General features: G+C 62.3%; 10 protein-coding genes. 8 read left to right on the top strand and 2 right to left on the bottom strand.

Going from position 1 to position 15,625, the window contains the following annotated elements; translation table 11 throughout:
- Positions 1-41: 41 nt before the first annotated feature.
- The gene (locus DNK10_RS13765; RefSeq protein ID WP_131191960.1) at positions 42-1,370 is read right to left on the bottom strand and encodes a TRZ/ATZ family hydrolase; all 1,329 of its coding nucleotides are present in this window, start codon (positions 1,368-1,370) and stop codon (positions 42-44) included.
- A 144-nt stretch (positions 1,371-1,514) separates the two neighbouring features.
- On the opposite strand from DNK10_RS13765, the gene DNK10_RS13760 reads away from it, so the two are divergent.
- The 8 genes from DNK10_RS13760 (at position 1,515) to rpsA (ending at position 13,848) form a co-directional block, all read left to right on the top strand.
- Positions 1,515-2,585, top strand: a complete 1,071-nt coding sequence (locus tag DNK10_RS13760) for a s-methyl-5-thioribose-1-phosphate isomerase (protein ID WP_131191959.1) — start codon at positions 1,515-1,517, stop codon at positions 2,583-2,585.
- A gap of 225 nt (positions 2,586-2,810) precedes the next feature.
- Positions 2,811-5,624, top strand: a complete 2,814-nt coding sequence (gene gyrA / locus DNK10_RS13755) for a DNA gyrase subunit A (protein ID WP_131191958.1) — start codon at positions 2,811-2,813, stop codon at positions 5,622-5,624.
- 94 nt (positions 5,625-5,718) lie between these two features.
- Positions 5,719-6,804 (top strand): 3-phosphoserine/phosphohydroxythreonine transaminase, encoded by a 1,086-nt coding sequence (gene serC, locus DNK10_RS13750; RefSeq protein ID WP_131181913.1) that lies wholly within the window; start codon positions 5,719-5,721, stop codon positions 6,802-6,804.
- Positions 6,804-7,910 carry a prephenate dehydratase gene (gene pheA / locus DNK10_RS13745; protein WP_131181914.1) on the top strand — a complete coding sequence of 369 codons (1,107 nt, stop codon included), beginning with the start codon at positions 6,804-6,806 and terminating at the stop codon, positions 7,908-7,910. Before serC ends, pheA begins: the two co-directional genes overlap by 1 nt.
- Before the next feature lie 87 nt (positions 7,911-7,997).
- Positions 7,998-9,107, top strand: coding sequence for a histidinol-phosphate transaminase (gene hisC, locus DNK10_RS13740; RefSeq protein ID WP_131191957.1), 1,110 nt, complete (start codon positions 7,998-8,000; stop codon positions 9,105-9,107).
- Positions 9,104-11,344, top strand: a complete 2,241-nt coding sequence (locus DNK10_RS13735) for a bifunctional prephenate dehydrogenase/3-phosphoshikimate 1-carboxyvinyltransferase (protein ID WP_131191956.1) — start codon at positions 9,104-9,106, stop codon at positions 11,342-11,344. Before hisC ends, DNK10_RS13735 begins: the two co-directional genes overlap by 4 nt.
- Positions 11,341-12,030: a (d)CMP kinase gene (gene cmk / locus DNK10_RS13730; RefSeq protein ID WP_131181917.1), complete on the top strand. Its 690-nt coding sequence runs from the start codon at positions 11,341-11,343 to the stop codon at positions 12,028-12,030. The genes DNK10_RS13735 and cmk overlap by 4 nt, the downstream gene beginning before the upstream one ends.
- 138 nt (positions 12,031-12,168) lie before the next feature.
- Positions 12,169-13,848 carry a 30S ribosomal protein S1 gene (gene rpsA / locus DNK10_RS13725; RefSeq protein ID WP_131181918.1) on the top strand — a complete coding sequence of 560 codons (1,680 nt, stop codon included), beginning with the start codon at positions 12,169-12,171 and terminating at the stop codon, positions 13,846-13,848.
- A 728-nt stretch (positions 13,849-14,576) separates the two neighbouring features.
- Here the strand turns inward: rpsA and DNK10_RS13720 are convergent.
- The gene (locus DNK10_RS13720) at positions 14,577-15,452 is read right to left on the bottom strand and encodes a LysR family transcriptional regulator (protein ID WP_131191955.1); all 876 of its coding nucleotides are present in this window, start codon (positions 15,450-15,452) and stop codon (positions 14,577-14,579) included.
- Between the last annotated feature and the right edge of the window lie 173 nt (positions 15,453-15,625).

Raw genomic sequence — 15,625 nt, 5'->3', positions numbered from 1 at the left:
GTGATGGCCTTGGGTGTATGACAGTTTGCCGTAGTTTAGGCTCAATGCGTCGGACGCCCGGCTATTTTCGCCGCCCACTGTCGCGTGGTGGCGATGATGCGTTCCTCGTCCAGTCGGGTCAGCTTGCCGTCTTCGAGCAACGGCTTGCCGGCGACCCAGAGATGCTCGACGCAGTCTCGGGAGGTGGCATAGATCAGTTGCGAAACAGGGTCGTAGACCGGCTGTTGGGCCAGGCCGCGCAGGTCGAAGGCGACGATATCGGCGGATTTGCCGAGTTCCAGGGAGCCGATCTCGTTATCGAGACCCAGGGCGCGGGCACCATTGAGGGTCGCCATGCGCAGTGCGCGATGGGCGTCCAGGGCGCTGGCCGAGCCGGCTACCGCCTTGGCCAGCAGGGCGGCGGTGCGGGTTTCACCGAGCAGGTCGAGATCGTTGTTGCTGGCTGCGCCGTCGGTGCCGATGGCGACGTTGACGCCGGCCTGCCAGAGCTTCTCGACCGGGCAGAAACCACTGGCCAGCTTGAGGTTGGATTCCGGGCAGTGGATCACGCTGCTGTTGGTGGCGACCAGCAGGGCGATATCGTCGTCATCGACCTGGGTCATGTGCACTGCCTGGAAGCGCGGGCCGAGCAAGCCCAGGCGGTGCAGGCGTGCCAGTGGCCGCTCGCCGTAGTGTTCGAGGCTCTGCTGCACTTCGAAGGCGGTTTCCTGCACGTGCATATGAATGCCGGCATCCAGCTCTTCGGCGAGGATGAGCAGTTTCTCGAGGTTCGCGTCGCTGACGGTATAGGGCGCGTGAGGGCCGAAGGAGACGCTCAGGCGTGAATGGTGCCTGAGCTCGTCGAACAGCGTCATGCCCTTGCGCAGCGCCTCGTCGGCGTCACGGGCACCAGGGATGGCGAAGTCCAGCACCGGGATGCTGATTTGCGCGCGCATGCCGCTGGCATGCACCCGTTCGCAGGCCATCTCCGGGAAGAAGTACATGTCGGCGAAACAGCTGATGCCGCTTTTTATCTGCTCGGCGATGGCCAGTTCGGTGCCGTCCTGAACGAACTGCTCATCGACCCACTTGGCTTCCGCCGGCCAGATGTGCTTCTCCAGCCAGGTCATCAGTGGCAGATCATCGGCCAGGCCGCGAAACAGTGTCATGGCTGCATGGCCGTGAGCATTGACCAGGCCCGGTGTCAGCAGGCGCCCGGGCAGCTCGCGGATTTGCGTCGCGCCACGACGCAAGGCTTCACTGCGTGGTGCGATCAGGGCGATCTTTCCATCGCGGATGCCCAGGCCATGATCATGCAGCACCACGCCTGCCGGTTCGACCGGCACCAGCCAGGTGGGCAGCAGCAAAAGGTCGAGCGGGGCGTCGGCCATGGGCGGGTTCCGTCATCCAAAACGCTGAGTCTATAGAGGAATGCCGCGGTCTTGAAGGTGCATAGTGTTGCGTGGGGCAGTGCACGGGTGCGGCTGCCCGTTGGGGCGGCGTATACTGGCCGGCTTTTGAGGATGGAGTGGGTGATGCGCGAGCGTTTGCTGGCTGCCGAGCAGGTCGTGGGCTTTGTGTGGCGCGAGGGTGCCCTGCATGTGCTCGATCAGCGCCGCCTGCCGGGTGAGCAGGTCTGGCACGCCTGTCATTCGGTATCTGCCGTAGTGGCGCTGCTTGCAGGCGGCGCGGTGCTCGGTGCCGCTGCCAAGACCATCTGCAGTGCCTACGCCCTGGTGCTGGGCGCCCGCCAGCGTATGGATGAAGGCGGCGACTGGTATGCCGGGTTGCAGGTGGATGGCGAGGCGCTCGAAGCGGCTGGCCTTCTTGCCGGCGACCGCGAGTGGTTGCTGCAGCAGATGCACGAGCGTCTGGCACGGTTGCGGCCTGGTGCCCAGCCTCTGGCGGTGCTGGAAGATGAAGCCCATGGCATCCATCAACGTGATCGCGAAGCCAGCCTCGCCATGGCGCAGCTGGGCGTGGAGCTGATCCGCGGTTTTCAGGGCAACTCGCAAAATCTGCTCAGCATCGGCTGCGCCGGGGCGATGGCCAGCGGTGGTTTTGGCACGGCCCTGGCGGTGATCCGCGGCGCTCAGCTCGAAGGTTTGCTGGAGCGCTGTTACCTGGGCGAAAGCCGGCCATTGCTGCAGGGCGCCCGGCTGGCGGCCTGGGAGCTGAGCGAAGAGGGGATCGCCGTGGCGCTGAGCGCGGACGCTGCTCTGGCCCATCTGATGAAAGTGCGTGGCATCACCTGGGCCATCGTCGGCGCCGAGCGAATCGCCGCCAACGGTGACGTGCTTGGCGTGATTGGCACCTACCAATTGGCGGTGGCCGCCATGCACCATGGCGTCAGGCTGATGGTGGTGGCGCCGAGCGCCGTCATCGAGCTGCAGGCCGAGAGTGGCGAAGAATGTTTTCACGAACTCGGCCATGCGTCGTTGGCTTACCCCGAAAACGAACGGGTGGCGGGCGTGGACGAGGTCGAGCCGCAATTCGATGTGACACCCGCTGACCTGGTGGATTTTCTGGTCACCGAGAAGGGCGTGATCGAACGGCCGGATACCACCAAGATCGCCCAATTGATGTCACGCAAGCGCCTGCACTGAGCCCCTGACCTCGTCAGGCTTCAGGGTTAGGTGCGGGGCATGCTTTGTGGTAAACTCCGGCAGTTTTCAGGGGCACCGTCAGCGGTTGCCGTCACTGCTCGAATAGATGCCATAACGTATTGATTTGTTGTGAGTCGTCGTTGGCCTGATGCCATCGCGACGCGCTTCGCCAGGTTCCCTGTGAACGGGGCGGAGTTTCACCAGAAAAAAGGAATCAGGCTACTCATGGGCGAACTGGCCAAAGAAATCCTCCCGGTCAACATCGAAGACGAACTGAAACAGTCCTACCTCGACTACGCCATGAGCGTGATCGTCGGGCGTGCCTTGCCGGATGCGCGCGATGGTCTCAAGCCCGTGCATCGTCGGGTGCTGTTCGCCATGAGCGAGCTGGGCAACGACTGGAACAAGGCGTACAAGAAATCCGCCCGTGTGGTCGGTGACGTGATCGGTAAATATCACCCCCACGGTGATACCGCCGTATACGACACCATCGTACGTATGGCTCAGCCGTTCTCGTTGCGTTACCTGCTGGTCGATGGCCAGGGCAACTTCGGTTCGGTGGACGGCGACAACGCCGCGGCCATGCGTTACACCGAAGTGCGCATGACCAAGCTGGCCCACGAGCTGCTGGCCGACCTGCACAAGGAAACCGTGGACTGGGTGCCCAACTACGACGGCACCGAGCAGATCCCGGCGGTCATGCCGACCAAGATCCCCAACCTGCTGGTCAACGGTTCCAGCGGTATCGCCGTGGGCATGGCGACCAACATTCCGCCGCACAACCTCGGTGAAGTCATCGACGGCTGCCTGGCGCTGATCGACAACCCGGAGCTGACGGTCGACGACCTGATGCAATACATTCCGGGCCCGGATTTCCCCACCGCGGCGATCATCAACGGCCGCGCCGGCATCATCGAGGCCTACCGCACCGGCCGCGGGCGCATCTATATCCGTGCCCGTGCCGAGGTCGAAGACATCGACAAGGTCGGCGGCCGCCAGCAGATCGTCATCACCGAGCTGCCGTACCAGCTGAACAAGGCCCGGCTGATCGAGAAGATCGCCGAGCTGGTCAAGGAGAAGAAGCTCGAAGGCATCACCGAGCTGCGCGACGAGTCCGACAAGGACGGCATGCGCGTGGTCATCGAGCTGCGCCGCGGCGAAGTGCCGGAGGTGATCCTCAACAACCTCTACGCCCAGACCCAGATGCAGAGCGTGTTCGGCATCAACGTGGTGGCGCTGATCGACGGCCAGCCGAAGATCCTCAACCTCAAGGACATGCTCGAGGCCTTTATCCTGCACCGCCGCGAGGTGGTGACCCGGCGCACCGTGTTCGAACTGCGCAAGGCGCGCGAGCGTGGCCATATCCTCGAAGGCCAGGCCGTCGCACTGTCCAACATCGACCCGGTGATCGCCCTGATCAAGGCCTCGCCGACGCCGTCCGAGGCCAAGGAAGCGCTGATCTCCACACCGTGGGAATCCAGCGCCGTGGAGGCCATGGTCGAACGCGCCGGCGCCGATTCCTGCCGCCCGGAGAACCTCGATCCGCAATACGGCCTGCGCGAAGGCAAGTACTACCTGTCGCCGGAACAGGCCCAGGCCATCCTCGACCTGCGCCTGCACCGCCTGACCGGCCTGGAGCACGAGAAGCTGCTGGCCGAGTACCAGGAAATCCTGGCCCAGATCGGCGAGCTGATCCGCATCCTCACCAGCGCCGTGCGCCTGATGGAAGTGATCCGCGAAGAGCTGGAAGCGGTCAAGGCCGAGTTCGGCGACAAGCGCCGTACCGAAATCCTCGACTCGCGCCTGGATCTGACCCTCGGCGACATGATCCCCGAAGAAGAGCGCGTGGTGACCATCTCCCACAGTGGCTACGCCAAGACCCAGCCCCTGGCCGCCTACCAGGCCCAGCGCCGTGGCGGCAAGGGCAAGTCGGCGACCGGCATCAAGGACGAGGACTACATCGCTCACCTGCTGGTCGCCAACAGCCATGCCACGCTGCTGCTGTTCTCCAGCAAGGGCAAGGTGTACTGGCTCAAGACCTATGAAATCCCCGAGGCGTCCCGCGCCGCCCGCGGCCGGCCGCTGGTCAACCTGCTGCCGCTGGACGAGGGCGAGTACATCACCACCATGCTGCAGATCGACCTGGAAGCCCTGCAGCAGCAGAATGGTGGCGCCGACGACGATCTGGACGATGCCGACGACGCGGTGATCGAGGGCGAAGTGGTCGAGGCCGATGAGGCTGCTGAAGTGGCCGAGGTCGAGGAAGTCGACGGCGAGACCGCCGAGTTGGTGGCCGAGCCGACCGGTGCCTACATCTTCATGGCCACCGCCTTCGGTACCGTGAAGAAGACCCCGCTGTCGCAGTTCAGCCGTCCGCGCTCCAGTGGCCTGATCGCCCTGAAGCTGAAGGAAGGCGACACCCTGATCGCCGCGGCCATCACCGACGGCGCCAAGGAAGTCATGCTGTTCTCCGATGCCGGCAAGGTGATCCGTTTCGCCGAAGGCGTGGTGCGCGTGATGGGCCGTGGCGCCCGCGGTATCCGCGGCATGCGCATCGGCAAGGAACAACGCCTGATCTCCATGCTGATTCCCGAGTCGGGCGCGCAGATTCTCACTGCTTCCGAGCGCGGTTTCGGCAAGCGCACGGCGCTGAGCAAGTTCCCGCGTCGCGGTCGTGGCGGTCAGGGCGTGATCGGCATGATCACCAAAGAGCGTAACGGTGCGCTGATCGGTGCCATCCAGGTGCAGGACGGCGAGGAAATCATGCTGATTTCCGACCAGGGCACCCTGGTGCGTACCCGTGTCGACGAAGTTTCCAGTTCCGGCCGTAACACCCAGGGCGTGACCCTGATCAAGCTGGCCAAGGACGAGAAACTGGTCGGCCTGGAGCGCGTGCAGGAGCCGTCCGAGGAAGACATCGAAGAAGCATTGGACGAGGAGGGCAATCCGATCGTCGTCGCCGAAGTCGATGAAAACGCTGTTGGCGAAGAGCCGGCAGCAGAGGGCGGCGAGCAGGCCGAGGAAGAACGCGACGCATAATCGCGCCGCTTTGCCTGTAGCACCAGGGTGCTGCAGGCAGCATTTCGCCAGGTAGATGTAGCGCTGTAACCAGACAGTCAAGCGAGAGTGAATTGTGAGCAAGCGAGCCTTTAACTTCTGCGCCGGCCCAGCCGCGCTTCCCGAAGCCGTTCTGCAGCGTGCCCAGGCCGAGCTTCTCGACTGGCAGGGCAAAGGCCTGTCCGTCATGGAAATGAGCCATCGCAGTGATGAGTACACCGCCATCGCCGAAAAGGCCGAGCAGGATCTGCGCGATCTGCTGACCATTCCCTCCGACTACAAGGTGCTGTTCCTGCAAGGCGGGGCCAGTCAGCAATTCGCTGAAATTCCGCTCAACCTGCTGCCTGAAGACGGTACGGCCGATTACATCGATACCGGCATCTGGTCGAAGAAGAGCATCGAGGAGGCGCGTCGCTACGGCAACGTCAACGTCGCCGCCAGTGCAAAGGCCTACGACTACTTCGCCATTCCCGGGCAGAACGAGTGGCAGCTGTCCAAAGGTGCCGCCTACCTGCATTACGCCAGCAACGAAACCATCGGCGGTTTGCAGTTCGACTGGACTCCGGAGGTCGGCGATGTACCGCTGGTGGTCGACATGTCGTCCGATATCCTTTCGCGTGAAATCGACATATCCAGGTTCGGCCTGATCTATGCCGGCGCCCAGAAGAATATCGGGCCGAGCGGCCTGGTGGTCGCGATCATCCGTGAAGACCTGCTCGGTCGTGCGCGTAGCGCCTGCCCGACCATGCTCAACTACAAGATCGCCGCCGATAATGGCTCGATGTACAACACCCCGGCGACCTTCTCGTGGTACCTGTCCGGCCTGGTCTTCGAATGGCTGAAAGAGCAGGGCGGTGTCGCGGTAATGGAGCAACGCAACAAGGCCAAGAAGGATCTGCTGTACGGCGTGATCGACGCCAGCGACTTCTACAGTAACCCGATTGCCGGCAATGCCCGTTCGTGGATGAACGTGCCGTTCCGCCTGGCTGACGAGCGCCTGGACAAGCCGTTCCTGGCCGGCGCCGATGCCCGTGGCCTGCTCAATCTCAAGGGCCATCGCTCGGTTGGCGGCATGCGCGCTTCCATTTACAACGCCGTGGGTCTGGATGCAGTGCAGGCCCTGGTCGCTTACATGGCGGAGTTCGAGAAGGAGCACGGCTGATGACGGATGTAGCCTCGGATCAGGCACTGCAGGCTCTGCGGGTACGCATCGACAATCTCGATGAACGAATCCTCGAGCTGATCAGCGACCGCGCGCGCTGCGCCGAAGAAGTGGCGCGGGTCAAGATGGCCACCCTGGCAGAAGGAGAGGTGCCGGTATTCTACCGTCCCGAGCGTGAAGCCCAGGTACTCAAACGGGTGATGGAGCGTAATCGCGGCCCGCTCGGCAACGAGGAAATGGCGCGGCTGTTCCGCGAGATCATGTCCTCCTGCCTGGCCCTGGAGAATCCCCTGAAGGTCGCTTATCTGGGCCCGGAAGGCACCTTCTCCCAGGCGGCGGCGATGAAGCATTTCGGTCACGCGGTGATCAGCCAGCCCATGGCTGCGATCGATGAAGTGTTCCGCGAAGTGGTGGCCGGTGCTGTCAACTTCGGTGTGGTGCCGGTCGAGAACTCGACCGAAGGTGCGGTCAACCACACCCTCGACAGCTTCCTCGAGCACGACCTGGTGATCTGCGGCGAGGTGGAGTTGCGTATCCACCACCATCTGCTGGTCGGCGACGCCACCAAGACCGATCGGATTACCCGCATCTACTCCCACGCCCAGTCCCTGGCCCAGTGCCGCAAGTGGCTGGACGCCCATTACCCGAACGTCGAGCGCGTGGCGGTTTCCAGCAACGCCGATGCCGCCCGCCGGGTGAAGAGCGAATGGAATTCGGCTGCCATTGCCGGTGACATGGCGGCGAACCTGTACGACCTGACCCGTCTTGCCGAAAAGATCGAGGATCGTCCGGACAACTCCACGCGTTTCCTGATCATCGGCAACCAGGAAGTCCCGCCGACTGGCGATGACAAGACTTCGGTGATCGTCTCCATGCGCAACAAGCCGGGCGCGCTGCATGAGTTGCTGGTGCCGTTCCACCAGAACGGCATCGACCTGACTCGCATCGAAACCCGGCCGTCGCGCAGCGGCAAGTGGACGTACGCCTTTTTCATCGACTTCGTCGGCCACCACCGCGACCCGCTGATCAAGGACGTACTGGAAAAAATCAACCAGGAAGCCGTGGCGCTCAAGGTGCTGGGTTCCTATCCCAAAGCGGTACTTTAAACAGCAGCTGCAAGCTGCAAGCCACAAGCTGCAAGTGAGCGGCGTTCTGGCTGCTAGCTTGTGGCTTATAGCTTGAGGCTTGTCGCTATGTCTTGTGATTTCATCGCCCTGGCCCAGCCGGGCGTGCAAAAGCTGTCGCCCTATGTGCCGGGCAAGCCAGTGGATGAGTTGGCCCGCGAACTGAATATGGATCCGGCCCATATCGTCAAACTGGCCAGTAACGAGAACCCGCTTGGCCCCAGCCCGAAAGCACTGGAGGCCATCCGCGCCGAGCTGGATGAGCTGACCCGCTATCCGGATGGCAACGGCTTCACTCTGAAGACCCTGCTGGCCGAGCGTTGTGGCGTCTCCACCGCTCAGGTGACCCTGGGTAACGGCTCCAACGACATCCTCGAGCTGGTCGCTCGCGCGTACCTGGCCTCTGGTCTGAATGCCGTGTTCAGCGAGCATGCGTTCGCCGTATACCCGATCGCCACCCAGGCCGTTGGTGCCCAGAGCAAGGTGGTGCCGGCCAAGGCGTTCGGCCATGACCTGCCGGCCATGCTGGCGGCCATCGATGCCAATACCCGCGTGGTATTCATTGCCAACCCCAACAACCCGACCGGCACCTGGTTCGACACCCAGGCGCTGCGCGACTTCCTCGCCGGTGTGCCGGAAAACGTGCTGGTGGTGCTGGACGAGGCCTACATCGAATACGCCGATGGCGACGAACTGCCGAACGGCCTGGATTTCCTGGCCGGTCATGCCAATCTGCTGGTCTCGCGTACCTTCTCCAAGGCTTATGGCCTGGCGTCGCTACGCGTCGGCTACGGCCTCAGCTCGACTCAGGTCGCCGATGTACTGAATCGCGTACGTCAGCCGTTCAACGTCAACAGCTTCGCCCTGGCCGCGGCCTGCGCAGCGTTCGACGATGTCGACTACCTGGCGCGTAGCCGTGAAATCAACGCCGCCGGCATGCTGCAGTTGCAGGAAGGTTGCCGCGAACTGGGCCTGGGCTGGATTCCGTCCAAGGCCAACTTCCTGGCCATCGACTTCGGTCGTGATACCGCTGCGATCAATCAGGGACTGTTGCGTGAAGGCGTGATCGTGCGGCCGGTTGCCGGCTACGGCATGCCCAACCACCTGCGCGTTTCCATTGGCCTGCCGGCCGAGAACGCCCGCTTCCTGGAAGCGCTGCGCAAGGTGCTGAACGCGTGACGGAACGCAAGACACCGGCAATCAAGCCGCTGGTCGAACGTCTGGTCGTGGTTGGTCTGGGGCTGATCGGCGGCTCCTTCGCCAAGGGCCTGCGCGCCCGCGGGGTGTGTCGCGAGGTGGTTGGCGTCGACCTGGATCCGCAGTCACGGCGTCTGGCCGTCGAACTGGGTGTGGTCGACCGTTGTGAGGAACAGTTGGCTGCCGCTTGTCAGGGCGCCGATGTGATCATGCTGGCCGTACCTATCCTGGCCATGGAGCGCTTGCTCGGCGAGCTCGCGAAGCTGGATCTGGGCGACGCCGTGCTGACCGATGCCGGCAGCGCCAAGGGCAATGTGGTGCGTGCTGCCGAGGCTGCATTCGGCGGTGTACCGGCGCGGTTCGTGCCGGGCCACCCGATTGCCGGCTCCGAGCAGAGCGGTGTCGAAGCGGCCAATGGCGAGCTGTTCAAGCGCCACAAGGTGATTCTTACACCGCTGGCGCATACCGATGCCGTGGCCCTGCAGCGAGTCGATCAGTTGTGGCGCGAACTGGGTGCGGACGTCGAGCACATGCAGGTCGAGCACCATGACCAGGTACTCGCTGCCACCAGCCATCTGCCGCATCTGCTGGCCTTTGGTCTGGTCGACTCGTTGGCCAAGCGCAACGAAAATCTGGAAATCTTCCGCTACGCCGCCGGCGGCTTCCGCGATTTCACGAGAATCGCCGGCAGCGACCCGGTCATGTGGCACGACATCTTTCTTGCCAACCGCGAGGCCGTGCTGCGCACTCTGGATGTATTTCGCGATGATCTCGACGCCTTGCGCGACGCGGTCGACGCAGGGGACGGGCATCATCTGCTGGGCGTATTCACACGCGCCCGCGTGGCCCGCGAACATTTCAGCAAAATACTGGCCCGTCGGGCCTATGTGGACGCTATGCACTCGAACGATCTGGTTTTCCTGGCTAATCCTGGTGGCAATGTCCGTGGGCGTATCCGCGTTCCAGGCGACAAGTCCATCTCCCACCGCTCGATCATGCTCGGCTCGCTGGCCGAAGGCACTACCGAGGTCGAAGGCTTCCTCGAGGGTGAAGATGCCCTGGCGACCCTGCAGGCCTTCCGCGATATGGGTGTGGTCATCGAAGGCCCGCACCATGGCCGCGTGACCATTCATGGCGTTGGCCTGCACGGTCTGAAGCCGCCACCCGGCCCGATCTACGTGGGCAACTCGGGTACGTCGATGCGTCTGTTGTCCGGCCTGCTGGCTGGTCAGCCGTTCGACGTGACCATGACCGGCGACGCTTCGCTGTCCAAGCGCCCCATGAACCGTGTAGCCAATCCGCTGCGCGAAATGGGCGCCGTGGTCGAGACTGGCCCGGACGGGCGTCCGCCGCTGACCATCCGTGGTGGCCAGAAGCTCAAGGCGCTGACCTACACCTTGCCGATGGCCAGTGCCCAGGTGAAGTCCTGCCTGCTGCTGGCTGGCCTGTACGCCGAAGGCGTCACCACCGTTACCGAGCCAGCCCCGACCCGTGATCACACCGAGCGCATGCTTCGCGGCTTCGGCTACGCCGTGGAGTCCAAAGGGCCGGTGGCTTCCCTGCAGGCCGGTGGCAAGCTGACGGCAACCCGTATCGAAGTGCCTGCGGACATTTCCTCGGCCGCGTTCTTCCTGGTGGCAGCCTCCATTGCCCAGGATGCCGAACTGCTGCTCGAGCACGTTGGCATCAACCCGACCCGTACTGGCGTCATCGACATCCTGCGCCTGATGGGCGGTGACATCACCCTGGAAAACCAGCGTGAAGTCGGCGGCGAGCCAGTTGCAGACCTGCGTGTGCGTGGCGCCAGGCTCAAGGGCATCGAGATTCCCGAAGATCTGGTGCCACTGGCCATCGACGAGTTCCCGGTACTGTTCGTGGCTGCGGCCTGCGCCGAAGGCCGCACCATCCTGCGTGGCGCCGAAGAGCTGCGAGTCAAGGAGTCCGACCGCATTCAGGTCATGGCCGATGGCCTGATCAGCCTGGGTGTGAAGTGCGAGCCAACCCCGGATGGCATCATCATCGATGGTGGTCAGATCGGTGGTGGCGAAGTGTACAGCCATGGCGATCACCGTATCGCCATGGCCTTCAGTGTCGCCTCCTTGCGCGCTACGGCGCCGATCCGTATCCATGACTGCGCCAACGTCGCGACCTCGTTCCCCAACTTCCTCGCACTGGCCGAACAGGTTGGCATTCGCGTGGCTGTGGAGGGGCAGCAATGAGCCTCAACGCGCCGGTGATCACCATCGATGGGCCGAGCGGCTCGGGTAAAGGCACGGTTGCCGGCCTGCTGGCCAAGCAGCTCGGCTGGAGCCTGCTGGACTCCGGTGCGTTGTATCGCCTGCTGGCGTTCTCCGCACGCAACCACGGTGTGGATCTGACCAACGAAGAGTCGCTGAAACTGCTGGCCGCTCACCTCGATGTGCAGTTTCTCGCCGCTGGTGACGGCAAGCCGCAGCGCATCATCCTCGAAGGCGAGGAGGTGACCGATGCCATCCGCAACGAGCAGGTCGGCGCCGGTGCTTCGCAGGTCGCTGCACTGCCGGCGGTGCGCGACGCATTGCTGCAACGTCAGCGTGCTTTCCGTGAAGCGCCCGGCCTGGTGGCTGACGGTCGCGACATGGGTACCGTGGTATTCGTCGATGCGCCGTTGAAGGTTTTCCTGACCGCCAGTGCCGAGGAACGGGCCAATCGACGTTACCTGCAGTTGAAGGCCAAGGGCGATGATGTTAATCTCGCGAGTCTTCTCGATGAGATTCGGGCGCGCGACGAGCGCGATACCCAGCGCGCGGTGGCTCCGCTCAAGCCGGCAGCCGACGCAATCCAGCTGGATTCCACTGAATTATCCATCGAGCAGGTGCTTGAAAGAATCCTGAGCGAAGTCGCCAATCGCGACCTCGCCGGTTGAAAAGAGCCACTTTCGGCTCGCAAGGGAGGCATACGGGGAACCAGTCCCAGTCCCGTAGGCCTCTTTTTATATGAACGAACCCGCATTGTCTGGAATGCGGAGCAGGGCGAATCCCCGCCCGATCCAACAGGAATCAACATGAGCGAAAGCTTTGCAGAACTTTTTGAAGAAAGCCTGAAAACCCTGGACATGCAGCCGGGTGCCATCATCACTGGCATCGTGGTAGACATCGACGGCGACTGGGTTACCGTTCACGCTGGCCTGAAATCCGAGGGCGTCATCCCTCTGGAGCAGTTCTTCAACGAACAAGGCGAGCTGACCATCAAGGTCGGTGACGAAGTCCACGTTGCGCTGGACGCGGTTGAAGATGGCTTCGGTGAAACCAAGCTGTCCCGCGAAAAAGCCAAGCGCGCCGAGTGCTGGATCGTCCTGGAAGCAGCTTTCGCCGCTGAGGAAGTGGTCAAGGGCGTTATCAACGGTAAGGTTAAAGGCGGCTTCACTGTCGACGTTAACGGCATCCGTGCGTTCCTGCCAGGTTCCTTGGTCGATGTCCGTCCGGTGCGTGATACCACTCACCTGGAAGGCAAAGAGCTCGAGTTCAAGGTCATCAAACTTGACCAGAAGCGCAACAACGTTGTCGTTTCCCGTCGTAGCGTCCTGGAAGCCGAAAACTCCGCAGAGCGCGAAGCACTGCTGGAATCGCTGCAGGAAGGCCAACAGGTCAAGGGTATCGTCAAGAACCTCACCGACTACGGCGCATTCGTGGATCTGGGTGGCGTCGACGGCCTGCTGCACATCACCGACATGGCCTGGAAGCGTATCAAGCACCCGTCCGAGATCGTCAACGTTGGCGACGAGATCGACGTCAAGGTTCTGAAGTACGATCGCGAGCGTAACCGTGTTTCCCTGGGCCTGAAGCAACTGGGCGAAGACCCATGGGTTGCCATCAAGGCTCGTTACCCGGAAAGCACCCGCGTTGTTGCGCGCGTGACCAACCTGACCGACTACGGCTGCTTCGCAGAGCTGGAAGAAGGCGTGGAAGGCCTGGTACACGTTTCCGAAATGGACTGGACCAACAAGAACATCCACCCGTCGAAAGTCGTTCAGGTTGGCGACGAAGTGGAAGTCATGGTTCTGGACATCGACGAAGAGCGTCGTCGTATTTCCCTGGGTATCAAGCAGTGCAAGACCAACCCATGGGAAGACTTCTCCGGCCAGTTCAACAAGGGTGACAAGATCTCCGGCACCATCAAGTCGATCACCGATTTCGGTATCTTCATTGGTCTGGACGGCGGCATCGACGGCCTGGTTCACCTGTCCGACATCTCCTGGAACGAAGTCGGCGAAGAAGCCGTACGTCGTTTCAAGAAGGGCGACGAGCTGGAAACCGTCATCCTGTCGGTCGACCCGGAGCGCGAGCGCATCTCCCTGGGCATCAAGCAACTGGAAGAAGATCCGTTCTCCGACTACGTTGCAGTCAACGACAAAGGCACTATCGTTCGCGGTACTGTGAAAGAAGTTGACGCCAAGGGCGCGATCATCACCCTGGCCGAGGGCATCGAAGCCACTCTGAAAGCCTCCGAAATCAGCCGTGACCGCGTTGAAGACGCGCGTAACGTTCTGAAAGAAGGCGAAGAAGTCGAGGCCAAGATCATCAGCGTGGATCGCAAGAGCCGCGTGATCAGCCTGTCCGTCAAGTCGAAAGACGTTGAAGACGAAAAAGAAGCAATCAAGGAAATGCGTAAGCAGGAAGTTGAAACTTCCGGTCCGACCACCATCGGTGATCTGATCCGCGCGCAAATGGAAAACCAGAACTAAGTTCGGGTAATCCAGCGAAAAAGGGCGACTTCGGTCGCCCTTTTTTGTGGGCGCCATTCCTGGCGGCCACCCTGCGGGCCGTTGCAGGCGCCGTCAGAATCGCTCTCGGCGTTTTGCAGCCTTATCTGCCTGAAGTGTTCCGGACACCGCATCTTGTAGGGGCTGCGAGGGCGCCTGGCCTTGCGGGCGATCCCAGCGGACAACAGGCCTCACCCGCAAGCCTCTGATCGAGGCTAATGCCTCCCGCTGCTCGAGCACCCTTGCCACGTGCAGGATTCGGATAGCGATCTGCAGTAAACGGCTATTGCCCTGTGATACCCCCGCCTAATCTGGCCCTGCCTGATACAAGAACAACGGAGAAGACGCTTCACCTGCGCGGCCCGATCCGTTCACCAGCCTTGCGATCGCAATGGTGGATGAAAGAGCGTCAGCTACGCGCCCCGATCCACCCTACGGCCGCTATCGCCATTTTGCTGTCATTGCGTGTGAAATCTCGTCGAAAGATCGTGAACAGCTTCTAAGGGAGAAGCTCGCTTCAGGGGAGCTCGGCACGCAAACCAGGTCGTAGGATGGGTGAAACCCATCAATTGCCGATGGGTTGCACCCATCCTACGGGCTGCCTGATACAAGAACAACGGAGAAGACGCTTCACCTGCGCGGCCCGATCCACCCTACGTCCTGGATGTTCGTCACCGCGACTCTGCCGTGGCGAACACTCAGTAGGGGGATCACTCGAGGTCGAGATTCTTGACCAGGTTCAGGCAACGCCTGAGCAGCGGCGAATCATCATCCTTGCGATAGCTGATCACGATCGGCGAGGTGGCGCTGATGTCGAGCAGTGGCGTGTAGCCGATGTCGTCGCGGTGCAGACGTTGTACCGAGGCGGGCACCAGGGTGATGCCGATACCGGCTGCCACCAGGCCGATGGCGGTCTGCAGTTCATTGGTCATCTGTGCCACGCGAATCTTCAAGCCGTTGCGAGCGAACAGCCCGAGCACATGATCGGCATAGCTGGGTCGCGGGGTGCCGGGGTAGAGCACGAAGGGTTCGCGCGCCAGGTCTTCCAGCGATGCAGGTTCGGCCAACAGTCGATGGCCAGCGGGCAGGGCGGCCACCAGTGGGTCTTCACGAATCACTTCCTGGACGATGGCCGGGTCGTCGATATGGATGCGCCCGAAACCGATATCGATACGCCCACGCTTGAGCGCTTCCACCTGCTGCAGGGTAATCAGCTCGGACAGCCCCAGTTCGATGGCGGCTTCGCTACGCAACTGGCGGATCAACTCCGGTAGGGCGCCGTACAGGGTGGAAGGTGCGAAGCCGATGCCCAGCCAACGTCGCTGACCCTCGGAGATCCGTCGGGTGTCTTCGCTGACGCGGCCGAGTTGCTCGAGCAATTGCACGGAGTGTTCGTAAAAGAAGCGCCCGGCTTCGGTGAGGCGTAGCGGTCGAGCGCGTTCGATCAAGGCTACTCCCAACTCATCCTCCAGTTGCTGGATCTGCCGACTCAGCGGCGGCTGGGCGATGTGCAGACGTTCGGCTGCACGGGTGAAATTGAGGGTTTCCGCCAGCACGCGGAAGTAGCGCAAGTGGCGCAGCTCCATGATACCTCCAGGGTATGAAACCAGACCGATTCAATATTGGACTGGCTTGTTTGCTGAGGTCAATCTGTGCCCGAACAAAAATAAAACCTGAAGGATATGCTCGTGATGACACGCATCTTCTCTTCTTCCGCTGAATTTCCGCGCCTGGCTGGCCTTGTGAACGAGGCGCAGCC

Source organism: Phytopseudomonas daroniae (assembly GCF_004327275.1).
GTDB lineage: Bacteria > Pseudomonadota > Gammaproteobacteria > Pseudomonadales > Pseudomonadaceae > Aquipseudomonas > Aquipseudomonas daroniae.
This window is presented reverse-complemented; position numbering and strand designations above follow the sequence as displayed.